Genomic DNA, 20,946 nt, shown 5'->3' with positions numbered 1-20,946 from the left:
ACCGCGTGGCGCCCGGTTCGTCCTCCGGCTTCCGCTGACAGACAGGCGTCCGTAGCCTTCGCGGACCTCCGGCCGTCCTCGAACGGCGGCTCAGGCGTGGGTCGCCTTTGGACGACAGGACTTCACCGGAAAAAGGATCACGAAGCTTACCGTGGGGCCCGGCTCAGTCCTGCTTGCCGGCGTCCGGCCCACCCCCGGGCTTCGCTCGTTTCCGGCCCGCGAGCCAGGTCGCGTACCCCGTCACCAGGGTTCCGGCGCCCACGAGAAACCCGCCGAGCGCGGTGATGAGCCCGGTGCCTCCGTCGCCGCCGCCGCCGTCGTCGCCGTGCACGTCGATCGACAGATTCGACGGCAGGATGATCTGCACGGGCGTGCCCGCCGTCTGGGTGACGGTCACCGTCGGGTGGGCGGTCGGCGCCGGTTCACCCGCGGTGGCGGAGTGCGACGGGGTGACCGACATCGTCGGCTGGCTCTGGGGCGGGCTCCCGTTATCGCCGTTGTCGCCATCGCCTTGGCCGGCGATCCAGATCGTGATCACGGCGACGATCACGGTGGCCACGGCGGCGACGCCCGCCACGGCCAGCTGACCCCGGCCGGTCCAGCCGTCCCCGGTGCTCATCGGGCCTCGGCCCACGCCGGCGCGGACACCGCGTCGTCCCGCATGTGATCATCCTCCGGTGGCCGGCGGGTGCCCGGGCAGGAGGACTCCAGGGCCGACTCGGCACGTCGAGGAACATCCGATCATCACCGCATCCGTACGGCAAACCGGACAGGGTCTCGGAGGACTCGGGGAGTCAGCATTCACCCAGCCTGAGCAGTAATGTGCCTTTTCGCCGTGATGCCTGTTGCCGGAGAAGCAGATGACCGAATCGCATGACGTGACCCCCGTGCCGCCGGGCCTGACCCACGAGCGGGTGAGCATGTTCTCCGATGCGGTCTTCGCCATCGCCATGACCCTGCTCGTCATCGAACTCCCGCGCCCGGAGAACGGCGCCGTGCCGGACGACCCCGACCGCCTCGCGATGGCCCGGGAGCTCTGGCACTTCCTCGCCCAGAACAACGGCACCTTCCTGGCGTTCATCATCGCGTTCCTGATGTTGTGGGCGACCTGGCGGCAGCACCACCGGCTCTTCGATCAGATCACGCGGATGACGAGTCCGATGGTCTCGATCCACATCCCCCTGCTCGTCCTGGTGGTGCTGCTGCCCTACCCCACCGCTCTGATCGGCGAGTCGATGCTGAACCCGCTGACCGTCACGCTCTTCGCCGGCACGGAGGCAGGCCTGCTGTTCTGCAGCGCGGCCCTGAACATCGCGGTCGTGCGCGGCGGCGTGGCCAAGCCAGGCGCGGACCTGCTCGCCCTGCGTGTCACCGCCGCGATGCTGATCGCCGTCGGCGCCTTCTGGACGCTCACGGCCGCGCTGACCTGGGTGATGGACAACGTGGCGTATCTCTGGCTGCTGACGCCCTTCATCGTCACGGGGGCCACCCGGACGGCACGCCGCATTCTGGCCAAGCCCGCTGCCTGACCACCGCGACGCGTCAGAACGCCTGCGGCCAACCGGGCGGGGAGTCCTCCCACGGCTGCTGGCGGCCGTACGGCGTGAGGTCGAGGATGTCGTGGACCCAGAGGATGCGGTCGACGCCGCGCGCGGTGGTGTTGTACGTCCGGTAGACGTCATCGCCGTCGCGGAGGAAGACGCTGAGCATGAATCCTGCGCCGGCGCCGGAGTCGTCGGCGAACGACGTTCCACGCGACGAGAAGACCGGCACCGTCCATCCCATCCGCGCCTTGTACGCCTCGATCTGGGCGAGTGGCATGTTCGACACGGTGACCCAGGTGACTCCGCGCTTGGCCAGCAGTTCCGGCCCGGCTGCCGGGATGTTGTCCGTGAACGCGGTACAGCCCGGACAGTGGTCGTCAGGCCCGTTGTCCATGAACTGGTAGACGACGAGCTGTCCCCGGCCCTCGAACAGGTCGAGCAGGGTCTTGGCCCCGGTCGGCGTGTCGAAGGTGTACGTGGTGCCGAACTTGACCATCGGAAGGCGCCGGCGCCGCGCGGCGAGCGCGTCCAGTGCCCGGGTCGCCTCCTTTTCCGCGATGAGCAACTCGTCGCGGGCCTCCTGCCACTCCTCCATCGAGACGGTCCTCGGTTTCTGCAGCCGGCCGGTGTGCTCGACAGAGACGGCGGCGGCCTTGGTCTCCGACATCAGGCATCCCTTTCCGCACGCGCCGCTGGGACGTGCGTCTCGTGTGAAGGCTTCTCCGGCACCCGGAGAAGAGGTCAGCGGTCCGGGCTCAGAAGGGCTCCGCCACTGTGGCCGGCAGGGACGGGGCGAGGCGGTCGATGGTCCGGGTCCAGCCGTCGACCACGCCGAGGGAGAACCAGTGCCGGACGGAGTCGTCGGTGAAGCCATCGGGAAAGCCGACATGGAAGGTCATCTCGGTTGTGCCGCCGAGGTCCCTCAGAGTCACCGTGACGACAGGTCCGTCGTCGGGCTTGCCCGGATCGATCGGCGGCCATCCTCCGACCGCGCCCCACGTGAAGACGATCTTCTCTGGGGGCTCGATCTCGCGGTAGACCCCACCTGTCACGTACGACCGATGCTCGTTCTCGATCATGTGTACCCGCCAGGCGCCCCCGACCCGCAGGTCGACGGTCGCCGGCTGACGCTCGCCGGGCGCTCCCGTCTGGCCGAACCACTGCAGGTGGTCCGGGTCGGTCCACGCCCGGAAGACCAGCTCACGAGGCGCGTCCAGCCGCCGGACGATGGAGAAACACCGTTTCGGTGCGCTCATGATGACTGCTCCTCGGAGTGTCGCGGCGTCGGCTCGGAACCTGCGGGCTCATCTCGCCGCTCCTCGCCCATCATGGTTTTCAGGTGCTCTTCGAGACGGTCGAAGCGGCTTTCGAAGAAGGCGCGGTACGGCGCCATCCATTCGTCGACGTCACGCAACGGGCCCGCGTCGAGCCGGCACGGCCGCCATTGAGCCTCCCGGCCCTTGACCACCAGCCCGGCCTTCTCCAGCACCTTCAGGTGCCGTGACACGGCGGGCAGGCTCATCGCGTGCGGCGCCGCCAACTCGTTCACCGTCGCCTCTCCCCGCGCGAGCTGCGCCAGGATCGACCGCCTTGTCGGATCCGCCAACGCCGCGAACGTGGCGCTCAGCCGATCATTGATCATGTAGTTGCCTAGTTCGTTAATTAACAGGTGTGTTTAATACATCAGCAAAGGCGCCGGCTTGTCAACAGCCACCCGAAGGAAGACCGCGGCGGTGCCGTAGCGCTCAGTCCCGCCGGTGTCGCGGTCTACGAGGTGATCCGGGCGGGGTGCGCCCGGGCTACACCGCGTGTCCGCCCAGCAAGTCGGCCCACAGCTCGCGGACGATGTCGGCCGCCGTGCGGGGGTCCCGGCCTTGGGGAACATCGGATCGTTGACCCCTCGCCCGCGGGACGGCATTTACGTGTCCTGCCCGCTCTCCGATGATGGGGGCAGTTTTGTGCCCTGATTCGGAAACCGCTTCCTTCGTGGGGGTGCCGGTGCTTCCGCTCTTGCTCACAGGCCTTGCCGCCGTAATGCAACGGAATGTCCACCCCGTCGACGTGCTTGTCACCATCCTCCTGGCGATCGTGGTGTTCTCTATCGCCAAGGCCGTAATCGGAGCGATGTACAGAAACCGTGCCATCCCTCTGTTCTTCCTGGACGCATGGCAGGACGGCTGGCGGTATGCCGCCGCCTCAGCCAGGCTTCGCAAGCCGATGGCCGAGGCGGCGGCCTCCAGGCGCTCCATGGTCTTCATGGGGAAGCAGATCCGAGGGCGCCTGGTCTGGATGAGCTGGCACCAGTGGACAGAGACCCACACTGTCCGCGTCCACCGCAACGACCGATGGGAGGACAAGGAGGAGACCGTGACATTCAACTCGACCGAGTTCTTCGTCGCGCTCCCGGCCGGCACCCCCGATGTGGCCGTAACCTCCCGCACCGCGCTGGGGGGTCGGCTACGGCCCGTTCGCGGCCTTGGCACCGGGGACCCCGACTTCGACCGAGCCTTTCACGTCCACCCGCAGGACGACCCCGCAGCGCTCGGGCTACTGAGCGCACCCCTGCGCCATGCCATGCTCGCCGGGACCCTCTCCACCTGGTGGAGAATCGAGGGGGCGGCCCTGGTGCTCACCTACAACTACGAAGGCGGACCGGGGCTGGCCGGACTCGACTCGGTCAACAGCACCGCGACCACCGCGAGCATGATGGCCGCGGTGCTGGACCAGGAGGGCGCATCAAGCGGTGTCCCGCCCGGCCTGCTCGACGAGTCCAGGATGCTCAGTGCGCCGGGCTACGACTCGCCCCATCCCATGCGTCCGGTGACTGCGAAACAAAGAGCCCGCCTCCAACACCTGAAACGGTTATCCGAAGCCTTCGTCGCGCTGCGGATATTTATGATCTTCGCCTGGATCGTCTGTTTCGTGCTGACCGCGTGGTTGTACCGCTGACCACCCCCGCTGGCGTCGCGTCCAATGTCCCTGGATGTACTGGTGCTCGAGCAGGGCCTGGGGGCGGCCTCTGAGCCTGTTGGCGGCATAGCCGGGAGGGACGTAGAGCTCGCCCGTGCCGGTCTCACTGAGGACGGTGACCTAGTTGGCGCGGCCAGGGCGGCCTCGGTGGTCTGGGCGGGACGCGCCCGCTTCGCAGGTGCCGCGGAGTCCTGGCGCGGCTTTCTCGGCGGGGTGGCGACGCGTTCCTCCGCGTAAGCAACTCGCGGCCGTACGGCGCGGGCGCCCGCGGGCTGCACCTGCTCGACCGGATCCGCGACTGTTCGCCGTGGTGTTGGCCGACGGCTCCCGCCAGGCGACGCCTCGGGGGTGGCCTGCGGCGAGCTGCTCGACGCCGTCGGCGAGGATGACGGCGACGCCGTGCGCGGCAGAACAGCCACCGGCCGAGCCTGGACGGTAGGGGCCGAGTGGGCGGCCGTCGACTTGGTCGGCTCAGCGTCGGCCGACGTCGGCACCCGGGCCGACCACACTTCCCTTCACTCCGGCACCATCAAAGCCTCCGAGGTCCTACGCGTACTCGCCCCCGGCGGCAAGGGCATCACGGAGATCGGCCGCCTGGACCGCAGTGCTTATCTGTCCTCGTACTTCACCGACGAGCTGCTTCGGCGGCGTATCAACACCCAGCTCAACCGGCAGGAGTCCCGCCACAACCTCGCCCGGAAGATCTTCCACGGCCAGAAAGGCGAGCTCAGACAGTCCTACAGGGAAGGTCAGGAAGATCAACTCGGCGCACTGGGACTGATGCTCAACATCGTGATTCTCTGGAACACGGTCTACATGCAGCAGATCATCGCCGAGATGCGTGATGAGGGCATTCACGTACGCGCCGAGGACATCGCCCGCCTGTCCCTGCAGGGCGAATCCGAGGCGGTTATGGGCGCCGCGGCGTTCAGCGATCAACGCCCGGTCGGCGTCGTCGAGGAAGAAGAACCGCTCCAACTCCGGCTGTGACGGGGTGCCGGTGAACTGGCCGTAGGCGGCTGCCTCGGCGTCGCTTAGGAACTCGACTGGCATAGGCCCAGAAAGTAGGGCGGCTCCGCCGTCCGATTCAGGCTGGCGATCCAGCCGTTACGGGAGGACGCTGCTTGGCGGGACTTCTCGTTCCGATGTTCGTCGACCCCCGTCCACAAGACCCTCGCAGACACCAAGGATTCTCACGTCATCGACGGGGGCGGCACCGGTGAGATGAGCTTCGGCGTACTTGCGGAAGGCCGCCACCAGGCGGCTCCGGTCGCCCGCGCGGGTCGCCAGCACGACGTGGCTCGGCTCGACGCCCTCCAGGGGCACCGTGGTGAGGTCGGGGCGCAGGCTGTGGCCGTGGAGGCCCGGTGAGATGGCCACGGCGTGCCCGGCGGCGATGAGTTCGAACTTGTCCTCCATGGCGTCCACGATCGGACCGTCGGGCGCGGAGCGCCCGCCCGGGCGTGGCTCGAGGCGCCAGAATGCGCTCCAGGCCGGGTCGGATCCCCGCACCCGGGGCAGCGGCTCGTCGGCGATGTCGTCGACGGTGACGGATTCCTTGCCGGCCAGGCGGTGGTCCAACGGCACCACCAGCACCCGGGGCTCGTCGTAGAGGACCGTCACGTGCAGGCCGTCGGTCGGGAACGGCAGCCGGGTCACCACCGCGTCCACCCGGTGATCGAGCAGGGCCGCGCGCGGCTCGTTCCAGTCCAGATAGAGGGATTGCACGGCGGCGTCCGGGTTTCTGCGGCGCAACTCGCGCACGGCCGGGGTGACGATGAGGCCCGACGTGTAGCCGACGGTGATCCGGCTGGGCTGGGCGGCGGCCCGGGCGTGGGCCGCCGCCTGGGCGGCGGACTGCAGCAGCGCCGTGGCGCGCGGCAGGAAGACCTCCCCGGCCTCGGTGAGCCCGGTGCCGTGCGGAGTGCGATCCAGCAGGCGGGCGCCCAGCTGCTGTTCGAGCCGGCGGATCTGCCGGCTCAGGGACGGCTGCGTGATGTGGAGGGCCTCGGCGGCGCGACCGAAGTGCCGGTGCTCGGCGACGACGGTGAAATACCGCACCAACCGCAGATCGAGGTCGGCCGCGGACGCTGAGTCGGACATGCCTGAAGCGTAACCCGCATCGGCATCGCTGTACTTCTGAACTGGGGTGATGCCTGAATCGTATTGCCCGATGCGAAACAGGCTTTGGACACGGGCCGCTTCCCGCTCCGACGATGGAACCACCGTCCCAGGCGCCCTCCCCCACCGCGCCGGGCAGCACCACCACTTACTTCAGAGGGATTGCGTAATGCGCGTATTCGTCACTGGCGCGACCGGGCACATCGGGTCCGCCGTCGTCCTCGAACTCCTCGAAGCCGGGCACGAGGTCGTCGGCCTGGCCCGCTCGGATCGGTCTGCCGCCGCGTTGACGACCGCCGGCGCCAAGGTGCACCGCGGCGCCCTCGACGACCTCGACAGCCTTCGCAGCGGCGCCGCCGCGGCCGACGGCGTCGTTCACCTGGCCTTCAAGCACGACTTCTCCGACTACGCCGGCGCGGTCGCAGCCGACCTGCGCGCCGTCGAGGCGATCGGGGCGGCGCTCGAGGGCTCCGGCAAGCCCTTCGTGAACACCTCGGGAACGCTGATGCTCGCGCCCGTGCTCGGACCGGGACGCCTCGCGACGGAAGAGGACGTGATCGCCCCGGGGTCGCCCCCGGTGCCCCGGATCGAGTCGGAGAACGTGGCGGTCGCGCTGGCCGGGCGCGGGGTGCGATCGTCGGTCGTCCGTCTCGCCCCGTCCGTGCACAGCTCGGCCGACAAGCACGGCTTCATCCCGCTCCTGATCGGCATCGCCCGCGACAAGGGCCTCTCGGCCTATGTGGGAGACGGCGCCACCCGCTGGCCCGCCGTGCACACGCTCGACGCGGCGCGCCTGTTCCGGCTGGCTCTGGAAACGGCGCCGGCGGGGTCGCGGTTGCACGGAGTCGCCGACGAAGGTGTGCCGTTCCGTGACATCGCCGAAGTCATCGGCCGCCATCTCAACGTGCCGGCGGGCGCCATTTCCCGCGAAGAGGCGGACGGCCAGTTCGGCTTCCTGTCCGCCCTCGTGTCGCTCGACAACCCGACCTCGAGCAGGCGGACCCGGGAACTCCTGGGATGGCGGCCACAGCACCCCGCACTGATCCCGGACCTCGAAGAAGGTCACTACTTCCGCTGAGGCGCGGATCAGCCCGAGCGCTCCTGCCGGACCCGTTCCCGTACGGCCGGCACGACCTCTTCGGCGAAACGGCGGAGCTGGGTGTCCTGGTCGCCTTCGCCCCAGAAGACGAACGTGTCCATCCCGTAGGCGACGGCGACGTCGGTCAGCTCGTCCACCCACTGCTCGGCGGGGCCGTTGAGGAAGCCCGAGGACCGCCCGTCGGTGATCGTGCCGTTGACGTTGTACAGCCTCCGGATGTCCCGCGGCGCCCGTCCGGCCGCCGTTGCGGCCTCGTCGATGCGCGCGTTGTAGGCGGGCAGGCTCTCCGGCGGCGCCCAGCTGCTGGAGGGCAGCCAGCCGTCCGCCAGCCTGCCCGTGAGGGCGAGCGCCCGGGGGCCGCGCACGCCGAGCCAGATCTCGATGGGATGCGCGGGCTCCGGACCGCTGTGAGCCCCCTTCAACCGGTAGTGCGTGCCGTCCAGGCGCAGCGACCGCTCGCCGCTCCAGATCGCACGGATCACGCCGACGGCCTCCTCCAGCGCGTCGATGGCCTCCTTCGGCGTACGGCGAGGCCCGCCGTAGGCGTCGATCGCATCCCAGAACGCGCCTGCCCCGAGCCCGAGTTCGACCCGGCCGCCGCTCAGCAGGTCGAGGCTGGCGGCCGACTTGGCCAGCACCGCAGGGGGCCGCAGCGGCAGGCTCGCCACGTCGGGGAAGACCCTGACGCGCTCGGTCGCCGCGGCGATGACGCTCAGCAGCGTCCACGTGTCGACGTATCGCCTCTGGTACGGGTGGTCCTGCACGCCGATCAGGTCGAGCCCGAGCCGGTCGGCCGCCTGGGCGGTCTTCAGCAGCGGATCACCGGCGTTCGGCACCAGGAAGTAGCCGAACTCCACATCTCTCCCGTAGTCACCCATGCCCGCGAGAACTCCGCACGACCTGCCGTTGTTCCTCGCAGCGCCGACGGGCGTGCACCGCGGTCACCGTCCAACTGGCGAACGGATTGTCGGCGAGCTCGACCGTGCCGCCCGGGTTCTGCCGGCAGTACCAGGAGCCCAAGCACACACGGGCTGGTAGTTCCACGTCACGCGTACGCCCAGTATCGAACACAGATTCGAGCATGGCGAGGGAAAGGGGGAGGCTCAGGCATGGCCGACACTCTGACCGACGTCGCTGAGAACCGGGCTCTGAACACCGGCAGAAAGCGCGAAGCGGGCAGCGCATGGTCAAGCCCTCGCCGTAGCGAGGGCCGACCTCATCGCGGCAAGCCTGTCCTTACCGTTGGAACGGGAACCTGATGCTGGATGCGATATTCGGTGGCACGGCTTGGAAAGCCTGAATGGGTATCGCGTTGAACGCGCTCGTCGCACCCGTGAGCCCGCCCGTGCGCGGGCCCGCGCTCACCGTCAACGATGTGAAATCAGTCCTGTTTTGCTGCTGCTCGAAGTTCCTCTCGTTGGGGACGAACTGGGCGGCCCTCTTCAGCGCCTTCTCCGCGTTCGGGTTGCCCTCGGCAGACGCGGCGGACTGTGCCGCAATTGCCAGGAACGCCGCTGATAGGGCAATGGTGCCCATATGCGTGATGTGTCGCATCGCTGACCTTTCTTGACGTAGTTGGCTACCTTTTCACCGGTACCCCGACTTCTGTTCCGAATACTGCGACTCGCCCATATGTGGCAGCTTTTCTGGTCCAAGATGACCATGAGTTGAGAATGCCCGATTTGTCGGGCGGCGAAGGTAAAAACCGCCACGCCGGGACCACGCAGATGAAAGGGATCTGGCATGGCCGACAACTTGACCGACACCGCTGAGAACCGGCTGCTGGACTGGCTGAACCCGGACCTCACAGCCCCAGCCCGGCCAACCGCCCCGCTGAAGTGCCGCCTGGTGACCGCGAACGGCAACGACGCGACCGCAGGCACCGAGGTCGTCAACGGCAGGTCCGCCCACGCGCCGCAGAACGTGACGTTCGCCTCCGCAGCCGCCCTGTCCGGGCACGGTGTCCTCACCGGGGCGCCGGCGGTGACCGTCGGGGTGTCAGCGCCGGACGGGCCGCCTGTCCATGATGTTGATGGCGGCGACGTACAGGCAGACCAGCCCGATCAGCGCCAGGAACCCCGCGGCGAGTGCCGGTGTGATCTCCGTGGCGTCGTGCGGCGCCCTCCGGACGTCCGCGGGGTCGGCGGGATCGTAGGCCACCTCGATCGTGTCGCCGGGCTTCCACATCGCACACATGGTGGTCCCGGTGCAGGATCCCAGAGAGATCAGCCCGACCATCTGCCTGCCGTCCGCCACATAGCCGACCCGGCCTGTGAGCGCGATGCCGGTCTGACCGTCCGGGTCGTCGTCCGGCCCGCCGCGCAGCACCTCCTGCACGGTGCCGGTGGTGACCACGGCATTACTGCCTAAATCCGACTTGGTGCCATAGAACCACAGGGAGAGAGCGAGAAGCGAAAACGCGATGAGGAGGGGCAGCAACACGTGGCGCCGGAAGTACCCGGCGGGGAACCAGGTGCTCATGTAGGAAGAACGTCGCATCCCGCCGCTGAGTTCGGCATCGACCGTGAGAGCGCCCCGAAAGGGGGCGCTCGTCCCGACCGATATTCCATCGCTTATTCCGTCGCCGCGATGGCCGGCAACACCGTGCGGTTACTGGCCGACGCGTCCGTCGATCCGCTCACGCAGGAAGTCGGCGTGGCCGTTATGGCGGGCGTACTCCTCGATCATGTGGACGAGCACCTCACGCAGGACGGCGCCCTCCTTGCCGGCGAGGTCGAGGTCGGGAGCCTCGTCGACGAACCGTTCCGCGAAGGCGACCTCGGCCCGCCAGGTGTCCCACGCCTCCGCGACGACATTCGGGTCGGGCACCGCGCCGTTGAAGTCGGCGTCGGGATCGTCCTCGGTCCGGTAATGCCGGGGCACGTCCTGACCGGCCAATCTCTTCCTGAACCAGTACTGCTCCACCCCGGCCATGTGCCGTACCAGCCCGAGCAACGACAGGTTGGACGGCTCGACCGAGCGGCGGGCGAGGGCGTCGGCGTCGAGACCGGCGCACTTCATCTCCAGCGTCAACCGCTGGTCACGCAGGTAGCCGACGAGCGTGGCACGCTCGCCCTGGAATCCGCCATCGGTGCGCGGGTCGTCGTCGGGGTGGACGAACATGTCCCACCATCCGAACGAGCGGGCGGGTTCCTCGCCGGCGCGTAGGCCGTCGTCGGGGTCGAGTGATTGCGACATGCCCCTCAACTAACGACGGGCGCGCCCGGGATCGCAACAGGTTTTCCGCCGGATGCCGATCGGACCGTCATGCCTCGCGGAGCGGCTCGTCGCAGGAGACCTGTTCAGGCAGGTCGATCCCGTGGGCTCTGAGCTGCTCGCGCGCCCCGCGGACGCATTCCTCGGCGGAGTCGGCGTCGGTCCTGACCCACCATTTGCCGTCGCCGTGACCGCCGGTCGCGTGGAAGGTCCAGGTGCGGGTGCCGCCACGCTGAGCGCCGGCACGGAGGAGCGCGTTGACGTCGCGCTCAAGCAACCATTCCAGTACGGCGATCACGTCCATCGGGGCAAGGTACAACCACGCGGCGGACGGCAGGCGGGGAAAACCGCAGATCTCACCGCGCGTCGTGCGCCGCAGACGGCTACACGGCGGCGGAGCCGACCTTGTTGACGGTCGTGTCGCCGGGATCGAGCCGTCTTCCGTCGTCGGCGTAGACCTCCAGTGCCCGCAGCCGCCGTCCATCGCGGCGGTCGACCAGCTCCGAGTGCGGCTCGCCCGTGGCGAAGAAATGCCCTTCCCCCCACTGCCGCAGCGCCACGATGACGGGGAAGAGCGCTCGGCCCTTCGGCGTCAGGACGTACTCGTGGTAGGCGCTGCCGTCGGAGGCGGCGACGGTCTCGAGCACGCCGCCGTCGATCAGGGTGCGCAGGCGCGCGGTGAGGATGTTCTTCGCCACCCCCAGGCTGCGCTGGAACTCCCCGAAACGGCGGCTCCCGTCGAAGGCGTCCCGCACGATCAGCAGGGACCACCAGTCACCGATCGCGTCGACCGATCGCGCGACAGGGCAGTCGCTGTCTTCGAAGCGCGTCCGTTTCACCATGCCGGCCTCCTTGGTTGCAACATGCCACCACCCAGGATAGCGTCCCATTCCGGTGGCAAGTTGAAACCAACAGGAGTGGCATGACGAGCACGGACGCCGGGAACGGCTACACCCTCACCCGAGGTGTCACGCTGCTCTTCGCCGTCGCCTGCGGAACGGCGGTGGCCGGCGTCTACTTCGCCCAGCCGCTCCTGGTCACGCTGGGGAGCGATTTCTCGATCACCCCGGCACTGCTCGGCTTCGTCGTGACCCTCACCCAGATCGGTTACGGCCTGGGGCTGTTCTTCCTCGTGCCGCTCGGCGACCTGGTCGACCCCAGACGTCTCGTCGTGACCCAGCTGCTCCTGCTGGCGGCCGCCCTGGTGGTCGTCGGCCTCGCCACCACCGGGGCCGTCCTGCTCGCCGGCATGGTGGCCGTCGGGCTCCTGGCCGTGGTCACCCAGACTCTGGTGGCCTTCGCCGCCTCGCTGGCCCCGGCCGCCCGGCGCGGACGCGTCGTCGGCCTGGTGACCAGCGGCGTGGTCACGGGCATCCTGCTCGCCCGCACGGTGTCGGGAATCCTCGCCGACCTCGCCGGCTGGCGCTGGGTCTACCTGTCCTCCGCGGCGGCCTGTTGCGTGCTCGCCCTCGCGCTGCGCCGGGCCCTGCCGTACGGCACGGCGAAGCCGTACGGCACGGCGGATGCGCGGGTCCAGGGATACCGGCGCCTGCTGCGCTCCACGATCGTGCTGTTCACACGGGAGCCCGTGCTTCGGCTGCGCGCCGCGTTCGCCTTGCTCATCTTCGCGGCCTTCGGCACCCTGTGGAGCTGCGTCGCCCTGCCGCTCAGCGCTCCCCCGCTGTCGCTGTCGCACACGCAGATCGGCGCGTTCGGGCTGGCAGGGGCCGCGGGGGCGCTGGCGGCGGCCTTGGCGGGACGCCTCAACGACCGGGGGCGCTCCCGGTGGACCACCGGCGCCGGCCTGGCCCTGCTCGCCGTCTCATGGCTGCCCCTGGCGTCGACCCGGCAGTCGTTGTGGGCCCTCGCCGTCGGCGTGGTCGTCCTCGACCTCGCCGTACAGACGGTCCACGTCACCAACCAGAGCCTGATCTACGCGCTGCACCCCGGCGCGGGCAGCCGGATCATCGGCGGCTACATGGTGTTCTATTCGATCGGCAGCGCCTGCGGTGCCGCCGGGTCCACCGCGATGTACGCGGCGGCGGGCTGGGGCGGAGTGTGCGCGCTGGGCGCGGCCATCAGCTGCGGGGCGCTCCTCCTGTGGGCCTGCAGCGGCGACGCGCGCCCGCGCCGCTCTCCGCGCGCCGCCGACCGGCGTGGCGCAGGGACGGATCAGCCATGCGACAAGCCCTGATCATCACGGACGAACTCGGCTAGTCTCTCGAGTGGGGATCGGCATGCTCCCGCCCATGGCGCTACTGGTGACGAGGTGGACGTGGTCGCGGAAGACTTACCGGAGACGAACGGCAGAGACAACGACGAGAACGACAGGGACAAAGGGAAGGCCGGCAGGAAGGCCAAGAAGGGCTCGTTCCTGCGCGAGTTCCCCGTCATCGTGGTCGTGGCTCTGGGCCTGGCACTGCTGATCAAGTCGTTCGTCGTGCAGGCCTTCTACATCCCGTCGGGGTCGATGGAGAACACTCTCCAGGTCAACGACCGGGTGCTGGTCAACAAGCTCGTCTATCACGTTCGCGACATCGCGCGTGGCGACGCCATCGTGTTCTCCGGCCTCGACTCCTGGGACGACCAGGAGTACACCTACGAGGAGCCGGACAACCCCGTCGCCAAGGCGTTCCACTGGCTGAGCGTCCAGGCCGGCATGGCGCCGAACGAGCGCGACTACGTCAAACGGGTCATCGGCATCCCCGGCGACACCGTGAAGTGCTGCGACTCCCAAGGGCGGGTCACCGTCAACGGCGTCCCCCTCGACGAGAAGTCCTATCTCTATCCGGGGGACGTCCCCTCCGATCGGGCATTCGAGGTCACCGTGCCCGCCGGCCGGCTCTGGGTGATGGGCGACCACCGGTCGCTGTCCCGGGACTCGCGGTACCACATGGACGACCCCGGTGGCGGAACGATCCCGATGGACAAGGTGATCGGCAGGGCCTTCGTCATCGCCTGGCCGTTCGACCACGCGAAGACGCTGTCGATCCCCGACACGTTCGCCCAGCCGAAGCTCGGCGCCGGCTCTCCCCCGTGATCGCCCAGGGCCGGAAACGGCCGGGCCGTACGGCGAATCGCTAACCTTGGCTCTCTGGCGTGAGGGGCGTTTGGACGAGGCGCTGCGGCAGAACAAGCGGGCGCTCGACATCATCGCCGAGCTCCATGGACGCCCGATTCAGCGCAGACCTGGCGAGGGTCTGCGAGCAGCACGCCAGAATCCGCGAGGTCTACGCCGGCGGGAGCTGAGGGCCGTCTTCAACGCCGCTCAGGACGGGTGCCCGTGAGGGCGGAGACCAGCCGGCGGTTGGCCTGCTGCGCCGTCATGCCCCAGTCCCACTCGTTCTTGTGCAGGCGCAGGGACACCACGCCGTGCCAGACCGACCACATCAGCAGCGCCGCCGCGAAGGGGGCGTCCGGGTCGACCCGCCGGGCGAGTTCCACGATGCGCCGCTGGAGACGGGGGCCGTGCTCGGCTCTGGTGGCGGGGAGTTCGTCACCGCTCTCGAACAGGAGCTGGTAGGCGCCCGGGTGGTCCAATGCCCAGACAATGTAGGCGTCACCGGCGGCCACCAGCGGATCGGCGTGCTCCCCCGCCGCGTCCAGCGCCGCTTCGACGGACTCGATCAGGGAGGAGTATTCCGCGTCGAGCACGGCGGAGCGCAGGTCCGCCTCGGAGGGGAAGTGCCAGTAGACCGCTGACGGCGCCACACCACAGGCCCGGGCGATCGAGCGCAGCGACGGTACGGCCACCGCCTGCGGCTGCGCCAGCATGGCCACAGCGGCGGCGATGAGCTCGGCGCGGAGGTCCCGGGCGTCCTTGGCGTCAGTGGATTTCGTCACCCAGCCATTGAACACCCGTTCATGATACCGTCGCGATGAACAGGTGTTCAGTGGAAATGGTGCGAAATGCTCACTCTCATGACAGTGATCCGCAAGCGGCCCGGAATCTCCACCGAGGAGTTTCGCCGCTTCATGGAAACGGAATACGGCCCGGTCTACGCTGGCCTGCCCCAGGTGAAGGAGTACGTGCAGTACTACCTGTCCGACCTCGCCCAGGACGGCGCAGAGGACCCCATCGACGCCATCGTCAAGATCAGCTTCGAATCCGAGGCGACGATGCGGGAAGCGCTCGCGACGGAGGAGTACCGCAGGGCACACGAACTCCGGAAGGCGTACATGCGCGACACGTCGATCGGCATCCACTCGGCCGTGCTGGAGCAGCAGGTGCAGTTGGTCTAGAACCCACAGCCGACTTGCCGTACCGGATCGCGATGCCTATCCCGTGACGGGGCGCACGGGGATGAGCGTTCCTGAGATGTGCTGGGCGGCGTCGCTGCAGAGGAAGACGGTCAGCGCCAGGATGTCCTCTGGCCGGCCGATCCGTCCACCGGGGTAGGACGCGGCGACCGTGGTGATGTACTCCTCCCCGACGGATGCCCGCATGCCTGGAGTGTCGGTCAGGCCGGGGGCGAGGGCGACGGTGCGTATCCCCTGATTCGCCAGTTCGCGATGTACAACGTTGTTCAGGATGTTCAGGCCCGCCTTGCTCGCGCCGTACGCGGCCAGGCCTTGATTCGCCTGCACCCCGATCATGCTGGAGATGTAGACGATGCGCCCGCCTCCCCCGCGGATCATGACCGGGGCCACGTGCTTGGTGAGCAGGAAGGAGCCGACCAGATTGGTGTCCAGCACGCCGCGCAGGCGGGTGACGTCGGTGTCCAGGACCGGCGAGGCCGGAGGCATCCAGCCCGCGTTGTGCACCAGTGCGTCGATGCGGCCCCACTGACGGTCAATGCGCCGTACGGCTTCCGCCACCGCGCCTTCGTCGCCGACGTCGGCGACGACCGGGAGCACCGGTCCGGCACCGGGTGACCGGCCGATCTCCTCGGCGAGCCGATCTCCCTGGTCGGCGTTCCGCGTCATGATCGCCGTACGCGCGCCTTCGGCGGCCAACCCGACGGCCAGGCTCCTACCGATTCCGCGGCCCGCGCCGGTGACCAGGACGACCTTGCCCGAAATGCTGATGTCCATCTCTCGCTTCCTCGCAGCGGATGTGATCGCGCCGCACGAGAGGTGACGGCGCGGTTCGTGCCATCAGGTTCCATCGGCGGTGGAGGCTGGTACCAGTAACAGGCTTATCGTGGTATCGCCGACTAACCTCCACGGGCCGGCCGAAGGGAGCAACCATGTCCGACCTGGAGCGACGCAGGGAGCTGGGCCGCTTCCTCCGGGACCGCCGGGCGCGGCTGACGCCGCAGGCCGTCGGGCTGCCGCCCGGAGAGCGGCGCAGGACGCCCGGATTGCGGCGGGAGGAGGTCGCCCAGCTCACGCACATCAGCACGACCTGGTACACCTGGCTCGAGCAGGGACGCGGGTCACGCCCCTCGCTCGCGGTCCTCGACGCGCTGGCCCGCGCCCTACGCCTCGGCCCGGACGAGCACGATCACCTGCTCGCCCTGTGCGGTTACACCGACACCCTGCCCGTCGAGCGGACTTCCGGCCCCCGTGTCGCCCCGGCGGTGCAGACGATGCTCGACGCCCTCAACCCCATCCCCGCGTACGTCATCAACCTGCGCTACGACGTGCTCGCATGGAACGACGCCCAGCGCGCGTTCACCGTGGACTACCCCCGCCTGCCCGCCGGGGAGCGCAACACCCTGTGGCTGCTGTTCCACCATCCGGTCATGCGGCAGCGGTTCCTCGACTGGAGCACCGACGCCGACGTCATGGTGGCCCAGTTCCGGGCGATCACCGCGCGGCAGGCCGGCCGGGCCGACCTCGTCGAACTGCTGAACCGGCTGACCTCCTCCAGCGAGGAGTTCCGCAACCGGTGGACCCGGCACGAGGTGCGCGCCGTCGCACCGCGCGTCAAACAGTGCCGCCACCCCAGCACCGGCCGCATCGACCTCGAAGCCGTCACCACGGAGATCGTCGGCGCCACCGACCTGCGGCTGGTGGCCTTCACCCCCGCCGACCCCGCCAGCGCCGCCCGGCTGCCCCTCCTGCTGAACCACCTTCGATCACCGGACCTGGTCGACGCCGGCAGCCGATCCGCCCGGTAACGGTACGGCGAGGCCTACTCTTCGTCGGGCGTCTCGAGGATCTCGGCCCACTCCTTGACGGCCTTGCGCACCTGGCCCCGCTCATAGCCGTTCCAAACGACCTCGAACGTGGTCTTCCTGACCTCGTCAGGCGAGATGGCCTTCCTGTTGACCGCATCCCACAACGCGTCCACCTGCTCGCGCTTGTAGCCCCTGACGACCGTGTCCAGCCGTACGGACTTCGTCTTGCGGCCGGTGAGTGCAGCGGATCGCGAAAGACGCGGCATACGGGCCTTGCCTTCGAGCGCGGCGATCGCGTCCTCGATGTACTCCGAGACCTGATACCGGTCGTAGCCGCGCATCGTCACGGAGAACGAGGTCTTGCGGAGCTCGTCGGCGGTCACGTCCCCGGCGGCCACCCTGCCGCGAAGCGTGTCCACCTCTTCGCGGTCGTAGCCCCGCAGAACCACGTCGAACGCATTGCCATCCATCAGCTGACCAGCCCATCTCTCTGTCGCGGCCATCTCGTCACGGCAATCGCCGCCCCCGTCATGCCTGGAGCGGCGATTTGCCGTCTCCATTGGTACATCGGCGGCCCCAACGTGAAGGACAGAACGCGCATAACACGCCGAGTACGGCAGTTGAGTGATCGGTATCGTTGCCCCACTTTGATGTTGATATGTCACCGTGGGTGGATGTCTGAGAGCGAGAGACTGCCCCGCACCGTGGAGGAGGCCGTCGCCGCCGAGCAGGCCGGGCGGCGGTTGCGATACCTGTATTTCTGGGGTCACCAGCCCACCCGCAGCGGCGATGCCGGCCCCGGTTGCCTGAGCCAGTGGTGGCAGGCCGACTTCACCGCGGACGGGCACCTGTTCCGGTCGGCCGAGCACTACATGATGGCCCACAAGGCGTGGCTGTTCGGCGACGACGAGATCGCGCGCAGGATTCTCGCCGCGAACCATCCGGGCGAGGCCAAGAAGCTCGGCCGCGAGATTCTGCGATTCGACGAGGCGACCTGGACCGCGCACCGGCACGAGATAGTGGTCCGCGGCAACATCGCCAAATTCCGTGAGCATCCTGATTTGAGGGAGTTCCTGCTCGCCACCCGGGGACGGGTCCTGGTCGAGGCCAGCCCCCGTGACCGGATCTGGGGCATCGGCCTCACCGCCTCAGACGAGCGCACCGTCTCCCCGGCTACCTGGCGGGGTCTGAACCTGCTCGGGTTCGCTCTCATGGACGCACGCGACGCCCTCGCATGAGCGTCGGGACCGCTCAGGCCGGTCATGCGTTCTTTCTCGCCCTCCGTACCCGTAGCACGACGAAGCCGCCTGCACCGGCCAGCACCGCGACGGCCAACCCGGCGGCGAGGCCCGTGACGTCGGCCGGCATGCCGCCCGCGGAAGCGGAGAAGCGCAACTGCCGGGTGGTCGCCGCCGCGGTGAACAGTGTCCGCGTGGGCATGGCCGGGGTCGCGGCCGTGAGCATGGTCCGGTAGTTCGCGTTGAGATCGACCAAGGCGCTCATGGTGACGTCGACCTCGGCCACGGGTTCGCCGCACTCGAAGCTGAACCGGGCGCCCTGGGCGAGCAACCCCTGCAGCGGCTCCAGCCGGCCCTCGCACGGCCGGCCCCTCTGGGACACGGTGATGCGGGCCAGCAGGTAGTCGTGCACCGCGGGTGAGCGCTCCAGCTTCTGCTCACCGGTCAGCTGGGTCGACACGGCGCCGGTCGCCGGGTTCTCGAAAGCGCCGACGGACGCCCCGAGCGCCACCCAGTCGTCCTCGGCCGCCATCCAGGAGATCGCCACATGCGATCCGTCGACGCTGATTCGCGCCGTAGAGGGAGGACCGAAGGGGTGCGCGGACGCGGGCGCGGCGACGGCGACCATGGCCGGCAGTGCGAAGCACACGAGCAGCACGACCGCGAGCGCACGGGTACGGATGTTCACGGGATCTCCTGTACGGCCGGCCGGGTGCCGGGACGCCACGACAGCGGCTCCGGCACCCGGCTCAGGCACTACTTCGTCACGGTGATGACCGGACTCGTGATCTTCTGGTGCCGGCTGGACAGGTAGACCTCGTAGGTCTCACCCCTGCGCGCCGAGGACGGCACGTCGACGGTGGTGATCAGACGTCCGAGCTCGTCGGCCCTGCGGAACCCGACGAGAATCGGGTCCTTGTGGTGCCCGTGGCCCTTGGTCTTCTCGTCGGCGTCCGCCTCACGCAGGTAGACGGCCACCTTCTCGGCCGGGTCGTAGCCGTACGCCGAGACCTTGAGGTGGTCGCGGGAGCGCACGCTGGTCTTGTCGACGGTGACCTGCTGACCCACGGTGTTCTCCGGGGTGCGGATCTCGTTGACGGTCTTCTCGCCCTTGCCGTTCTTGCGGATGAGGAACCCGTCGTGGTGCTCGCCGTTCGCGTAGCGGGCCTCGAACCGGATCTGGTTCTCGCTGACGTCGATGAGCTGGTACAGCTGGGTGTTCTCGCTGCTACTTGAGACCTCGGCGCCGTTGCCGGTCCAGTTCACGCCGCCGTTCAGCTCGTACATCTTGCCGCCGGACACCGAGACGACGTAGGCGACGCCGTTGTGCACCGTGGCCGACTTGCGCGCGGTCGCCAGGTTGCCCCGGCCGTACGAGTGGTCGTGGCCCTGGAGGACGAGGTCCACGCCGTACTTCTCGAGCAGCGGCCCCCACTGGTTGCGCACATTGGGGTTGTTGCGCGTGCCGGTGTTGGAGTAGACGGGGTGGTGGAAGGTCACCACGGTCCACTTGTTCTTGTTGCTCTTGAGCACCTCCTCGAGCCACTTCGTCTGGGCGGTCATGTACTCGGGGATGTCCTGAACGTTGCTGTTCAGGCCGATGAAGCGCACGCCCTGGTAGTCGAAGTAGTAGGCGGTCCGGTCGAGAGCCGGGACGTCGCCCCACGCCGGGCCGTTGTCCGGGAAGGGGAACTGCGGGCCCCAGAACGACGACAGCGAGACACCGCTGTATTCGTGGTTCCCGGGGATCGCCATGTTGTTGATCTGGCTGTCGATGAAGCCGCCGGCCTTGTACCACTGGCCCCACTGCTCCTCGCTGTTGGAGGAGTCGATGAGGTCACCCGCGTTGACGATCAGCTTGGCCTGCGGGCGCTCGGCGAACGCCTGCCGGAAGACTCGCGGCACCGCCGAGTCGATGTAGTTCTGCGCGTCGCCGTAGTAGATGAACGAGAACGGCGTGAAGCCCGCCTCCGCCGTGGTGAAGTCGGTCCACTCGCTCCAGTTGCTGCCGTCGCCGACCCGGTACGTGTACCGCGTGCCCGGCTTGAGGTCGGTGAACTCCACCGTGTGGTAGGTGGAGGCGTACCCGAGGGAGGTGTTGACCGCGGTGTTGGCCACGGCCTGAACGTTGCGGACCGCTCCGGCGGCCGGGGCGACCTCACCGAGCGCACGCGGCGCCTCGAGGATCTCCGCCTGCGCCGCCTCCGCGTCCGCCTCCGCACGCCAGGTCACCCGCTGCGAGGTCGCCGGCGTGGTCGTGGGGGTGAGCATGATTCGGTCGGGCATCGGGGACGGCTTGTGAATCTCGGCCGCCGGATACTTCGGCGGCGCCGCGGCGCCGAACGCCACCGGACCGAACGCGAATCCGCCGATGAGCAGCGCGCCGACACCGGCAGCGGCCAGTTTGACGTTGCGGGAGCCGAGCAGCCAGGCCCTTCTTGCGTCACTCACGTGAGTGTTCACTCCTGAGGTTGGGCAGTGTCCCCGCCGCAAGTCGCGACGGGCGCTCGGTATTCACCCAGGCCCCACGGGCGGCAGGTCGACCACAGCACAACCAGGAAGTGAACTTAAGATCTCCTGTGAAAAAGCTGAAAGATCACTGGGTGTTTTGACATCGCCGCTCTCCGCGCCCGCCGCCTTGCGTTGGCCCCGAGTTCGGCTGGACGCTCTACCGTGTCGCCGGTCAGGGGCTC

24 protein-coding genes and 2 pseudogenes are annotated in these 20,946 nt (G+C 68.7%); 9 read left to right on the top strand and 17 right to left on the bottom strand.

What is annotated here, in order from left to right:
• Positions 1-163: 163 nt before the first annotated feature.
• The gene (locus tag Pth03_RS16605) at positions 164-619 is read right to left on the bottom strand and encodes a hypothetical protein (protein WP_203945179.1); all 456 of its coding nucleotides are present in this window, start codon (positions 617-619) and stop codon (positions 164-166) included.
• A 241-nt stretch (positions 620-860) separates the two neighbouring features.
• Between Pth03_RS16605 and Pth03_RS16600 the strand changes: the two genes are divergently transcribed.
• The gene (locus tag Pth03_RS16600; protein ID WP_203945178.1) at positions 861-1,529 is read left to right on the top strand and encodes a TMEM175 family protein; all 669 of its coding nucleotides are present in this window, start codon (positions 861-863) and stop codon (positions 1,527-1,529) included.
• Positions 1,530-1,542: 13 nt separating this feature from the next.
• Here the strand turns inward: Pth03_RS16600 and Pth03_RS16595 are convergent, their stop codons facing one another.
• From Pth03_RS16595 to Pth03_RS16585, 3 genes are all read right to left on the bottom strand, one after another.
• A complete protein-coding gene (locus Pth03_RS16595) occupies positions 1,543-2,211 on the bottom strand; it encodes a DUF899 domain-containing protein (RefSeq protein WP_203945177.1) in 669 nt (222 codons plus the stop codon).
• Positions 2,212-2,299: 88 nt separating this feature from the next.
• Positions 2,300-2,800: an SRPBCC family protein gene (locus Pth03_RS16590; RefSeq protein WP_203945176.1), complete on the bottom strand. Its 501-nt coding sequence runs from the start codon at positions 2,798-2,800 to the stop codon at positions 2,300-2,302.
• Entirely contained in the window at positions 2,797-3,186 is a 390-nt protein-coding gene (locus Pth03_RS16585) for an ArsR/SmtB family transcription factor (RefSeq protein ID WP_203945175.1), read from the bottom strand. The genes Pth03_RS16590 and Pth03_RS16585 overlap by 4 nt, the downstream gene beginning before the upstream one ends.
• Positions 3,187-3,605: 419 nt before the next feature.
• Between Pth03_RS16585 and Pth03_RS16580 the strand changes: the two genes are divergently transcribed.
• Together Pth03_RS16580 and Pth03_RS41520 are read left to right on the top strand one after the other, a co-directional pair.
• Positions 3,606-4,493 carry a hypothetical protein gene (locus tag Pth03_RS16580; protein WP_203945174.1) on the top strand — a complete coding sequence of 296 codons (888 nt, stop codon included), beginning with the start codon at positions 3,606-3,608 and terminating at the stop codon, positions 4,491-4,493.
• Between the two features lie 369 nt (positions 4,494-4,862).
• A pseudogene (locus Pth03_RS41520) lies at positions 4,863-5,402 on the top strand (Tn3 family transposase); the annotation flags it as partial.
• Here the strand turns inward: Pth03_RS41520 and Pth03_RS41515 are convergent.
• Both Pth03_RS41515 and Pth03_RS16570 read right to left on the bottom strand, forming a co-directional pair.
• Positions 5,403-5,567 (bottom strand): annotated as a pseudogene (locus Pth03_RS41515) (DUF4158 domain-containing protein); the annotation flags it as partial.
• Positions 5,568-5,621: 54 nt separating this feature from the next.
• Positions 5,622-6,617, bottom strand: coding sequence for a LysR family transcriptional regulator (locus Pth03_RS16570; protein WP_203945172.1), 996 nt, complete (start codon positions 6,615-6,617; stop codon positions 5,622-5,624).
• Positions 6,618-6,804: 187 nt separating this feature from the next.
• Here Pth03_RS16570 and Pth03_RS16565 point away from each other — a divergent pair, with 187 nt between their 5' ends.
• The gene (locus tag Pth03_RS16565) at positions 6,805-7,713 is read left to right on the top strand and encodes an SDR family oxidoreductase (RefSeq protein ID WP_203945171.1); all 909 of its coding nucleotides are present in this window, start codon (positions 6,805-6,807) and stop codon (positions 7,711-7,713) included.
• Between the two features lie 8 nt (positions 7,714-7,721).
• Here Pth03_RS16565 and Pth03_RS16560 read toward each other — a convergent pair whose 3' ends face one another.
• From Pth03_RS16560 to Pth03_RS16535, 6 genes are all read right to left on the bottom strand, one after another.
• Complete coding sequence (locus Pth03_RS16560) at positions 7,722-8,612, bottom strand: LLM class flavin-dependent oxidoreductase (protein WP_203945170.1); 891 nt, start codon at positions 8,610-8,612, stop codon at positions 7,722-7,724.
• 358 nt (positions 8,613-8,970) lie between these two features.
• Positions 8,971-9,288, bottom strand: a complete 318-nt coding sequence (locus tag Pth03_RS16555) for a hypothetical protein (protein WP_203945169.1) — start codon at positions 9,286-9,288, stop codon at positions 8,971-8,973.
• A 444-nt stretch (positions 9,289-9,732) separates the two neighbouring features.
• Positions 9,733-10,215, bottom strand: a complete 483-nt coding sequence (locus tag Pth03_RS16550; protein ID WP_203945168.1) for a DUF3592 domain-containing protein — start codon at positions 10,213-10,215, stop codon at positions 9,733-9,735.
• A gap of 129 nt (positions 10,216-10,344) precedes the next feature.
• Positions 10,345-10,857 carry a DinB family protein gene (locus Pth03_RS16545; RefSeq protein ID WP_203945184.1) on the bottom strand — a complete coding sequence of 171 codons (513 nt, stop codon included), beginning with the start codon at positions 10,855-10,857 and terminating at the stop codon, positions 10,345-10,347.
• A gap of 142 nt (positions 10,858-10,999) precedes the next feature.
• The gene (locus Pth03_RS16540; RefSeq protein WP_203945167.1) at positions 11,000-11,254 is read right to left on the bottom strand and encodes a hypothetical protein; all 255 of its coding nucleotides are present in this window, start codon (positions 11,252-11,254) and stop codon (positions 11,000-11,002) included.
• A gap of 79 nt (positions 11,255-11,333) precedes the next feature.
• A complete protein-coding gene (locus tag Pth03_RS16535) occupies positions 11,334-11,792 on the bottom strand; it encodes a winged helix-turn-helix transcriptional regulator (RefSeq protein ID WP_203945166.1) in 459 nt (152 codons plus the stop codon).
• 80 nt (positions 11,793-11,872) lie between these two features.
• Between Pth03_RS16535 and Pth03_RS16530 the strand changes: the two genes are divergently transcribed.
• Together Pth03_RS16530 and lepB are read left to right on the top strand one after the other, a co-directional pair.
• The gene (locus tag Pth03_RS16530; protein ID WP_203945165.1) at positions 11,873-13,144 is read left to right on the top strand and encodes an MFS transporter; all 1,272 of its coding nucleotides are present in this window, start codon (positions 11,873-11,875) and stop codon (positions 13,142-13,144) included.
• A gap of 75 nt (positions 13,145-13,219) precedes the next feature.
• Positions 13,220-13,990 (top strand): signal peptidase I, encoded by a 771-nt coding sequence (gene lepB / locus Pth03_RS16525; protein ID WP_308442358.1) that lies wholly within the window; start codon positions 13,220-13,222, stop codon positions 13,988-13,990.
• Between the two features lie 218 nt (positions 13,991-14,208).
• Here lepB and Pth03_RS16520 read toward each other — a convergent pair whose 3' ends face one another.
• Positions 14,209-14,793, bottom strand: coding sequence for a TetR/AcrR family transcriptional regulator (locus Pth03_RS16520; protein ID WP_203945164.1), 585 nt, complete (start codon positions 14,791-14,793; stop codon positions 14,209-14,211).
• Positions 14,794-14,871: 78 nt separating this feature from the next.
• On the opposite strand from Pth03_RS16520, the gene Pth03_RS16515 reads away from it, so the two are divergent.
• Positions 14,872-15,192, top strand: coding sequence for an EthD domain-containing protein (locus Pth03_RS16515; RefSeq protein ID WP_203945163.1), 321 nt, complete (start codon positions 14,872-14,874; stop codon positions 15,190-15,192).
• A 36-nt stretch (positions 15,193-15,228) separates the two neighbouring features.
• On the opposite strand, the gene Pth03_RS16510 is transcribed toward Pth03_RS16515, so the two are convergent.
• On the bottom strand, positions 15,229-15,984 hold the full coding sequence (locus Pth03_RS16510) for an SDR family NAD(P)-dependent oxidoreductase (RefSeq protein WP_203945162.1): 756 nt from the start codon (positions 15,982-15,984) through the stop codon (positions 15,229-15,231).
• Between the two features lie 155 nt (positions 15,985-16,139).
• On the opposite strand from Pth03_RS16510, the gene Pth03_RS16505 reads away from it, so the two are divergent.
• On the top strand, positions 16,140-17,015 hold the full coding sequence (locus Pth03_RS16505; protein ID WP_203945161.1) for a helix-turn-helix transcriptional regulator: 876 nt from the start codon (positions 16,140-16,142) through the stop codon (positions 17,013-17,015).
• Between the two features lie 14 nt (positions 17,016-17,029).
• On the opposite strand, the gene Pth03_RS16500 is transcribed toward Pth03_RS16505, so the two are convergent.
• Positions 17,030-17,485: a DivIVA domain-containing protein gene (locus Pth03_RS16500; RefSeq protein WP_203945160.1), complete on the bottom strand. Its 456-nt coding sequence runs from the start codon at positions 17,483-17,485 to the stop codon at positions 17,030-17,032.
• A 204-nt stretch (positions 17,486-17,689) separates the two neighbouring features.
• On the opposite strand from Pth03_RS16500, the gene ybiA reads away from it, so the two are divergent.
• Positions 17,690-18,253 carry a riboflavin biosynthesis intermediates N-glycosidase gene (ybiA, locus tag Pth03_RS16495; protein ID WP_203945159.1) on the top strand — a complete coding sequence of 188 codons (564 nt, stop codon included), beginning with the start codon at positions 17,690-17,692 and terminating at the stop codon, positions 18,251-18,253.
• A gap of 22 nt (positions 18,254-18,275) precedes the next feature.
• Here ybiA and Pth03_RS16490 read toward each other — a convergent pair whose 3' ends face one another.
• Positions 18,276-18,941, bottom strand: a complete 666-nt coding sequence (locus tag Pth03_RS16490; protein ID WP_203945158.1) for a hypothetical protein — start codon at positions 18,939-18,941, stop codon at positions 18,276-18,278.
• A gap of 68 nt (positions 18,942-19,009) precedes the next feature.
• Complete coding sequence (locus tag Pth03_RS16485) at positions 19,010-20,704, bottom strand: purple acid phosphatase family protein (RefSeq protein WP_203945157.1); 1,695 nt, start codon at positions 20,702-20,704, stop codon at positions 19,010-19,012.
• Between the last annotated feature and the right edge of the window lie 242 nt (positions 20,705-20,946).

Source organism: Planotetraspora thailandica, assembly GCF_016863335.1.
Lineage (GTDB): Bacteria > Actinomycetota > Actinomycetes > Streptosporangiales > Streptosporangiaceae > Planotetraspora > Planotetraspora thailandica.
This window is presented reverse-complemented; position numbering and strand designations above follow the sequence as displayed.

Excerpts from the sequence above, each read along its gene's own strand:
- Pth03_RS16605 (WP_203945179.1), bottom strand. The coding sequence starts at position 619 with ATGAGCACCGGGGACGGCTGGACCGGCCGGGGTCAGCTGGCCGTGGCG.
- Pth03_RS16600 (WP_203945178.1), top strand. The coding sequence starts at position 861 with ATGACCGAATCGCATGACGTGACCCCCGTGCCGCCGGGCCTGACCCAC.
- Pth03_RS16595 (WP_203945177.1), bottom strand. The coding sequence starts at position 2,211 with ATGTCGGAGACCAAGGCCGCCGCCGTCTCTGTCGAGCACACCGGCCGG.
- Pth03_RS16590 (WP_203945176.1), bottom strand. The coding sequence starts at position 2,800 with ATGAGCGCACCGAAACGGTGTTTCTCCATCGTCCGGCGGCTGGACGCG.
- Pth03_RS16585 (WP_203945175.1), bottom strand. The coding sequence starts at position 3,186 with ATGATCAATGATCGGCTGAGCGCCACGTTCGCGGCGTTGGCGGATCCG.
- Pth03_RS16570 (WP_203945172.1), bottom strand. The coding sequence starts at position 6,617 with ATGTCCGACTCAGCGTCCGCGGCCGACCTCGATCTGCGGTTGGTGCGG.
- Pth03_RS16565 (WP_203945171.1), top strand. The coding sequence starts at position 6,805 with ATGCGCGTATTCGTCACTGGCGCGACCGGGCACATCGGGTCCGCCGTC.
- Pth03_RS16560 (WP_203945170.1), bottom strand. The coding sequence starts at position 8,612 with ATGGGTGACTACGGGAGAGATGTGGAGTTCGGCTACTTCCTGGTGCCG.
- Pth03_RS16555 (WP_203945169.1), bottom strand. The coding sequence starts at position 9,288 with ATGCGACACATCACGCATATGGGCACCATTGCCCTATCAGCGGCGTTC.
- Pth03_RS16550 (WP_203945168.1), bottom strand. The coding sequence starts at position 10,215 with ATGAGCACCTGGTTCCCCGCCGGGTACTTCCGGCGCCACGTGTTGCTG.
- Pth03_RS16545 (WP_203945184.1), bottom strand. The coding sequence starts at position 10,857 with ATGTTCGTCCACCCCGACGACGACCCGCGCACCGATGGCGGATTCCAG.
- Pth03_RS16540 (WP_203945167.1), bottom strand. The coding sequence starts at position 11,254 with ATGGACGTGATCGCCGTACTGGAATGGTTGCTTGAGCGCGACGTCAAC.
- Pth03_RS16535 (WP_203945166.1), bottom strand. The coding sequence starts at position 11,792 with ATGGTGAAACGGACGCGCTTCGAAGACAGCGACTGCCCTGTCGCGCGA.
- Pth03_RS16530 (WP_203945165.1), top strand. The coding sequence starts at position 11,873 with ATGACGAGCACGGACGCCGGGAACGGCTACACCCTCACCCGAGGTGTC.
- Pth03_RS16515 (WP_203945163.1), top strand. The coding sequence starts at position 14,872 with ATGACAGTGATCCGCAAGCGGCCCGGAATCTCCACCGAGGAGTTTCGC.
- Pth03_RS16510 (WP_203945162.1), bottom strand. The coding sequence starts at position 15,984 with ATGGACATCAGCATTTCGGGCAAGGTCGTCCTGGTCACCGGCGCGGGC.
- Pth03_RS16505 (WP_203945161.1), top strand. The coding sequence starts at position 16,140 with ATGTCCGACCTGGAGCGACGCAGGGAGCTGGGCCGCTTCCTCCGGGAC.
- Pth03_RS16500 (WP_203945160.1), bottom strand. The coding sequence starts at position 17,485 with ATGGATGGCAATGCGTTCGACGTGGTTCTGCGGGGCTACGACCGCGAA.
- ybiA (WP_203945159.1), top strand. The coding sequence starts at position 17,690 with ATGTCTGAGAGCGAGAGACTGCCCCGCACCGTGGAGGAGGCCGTCGCC.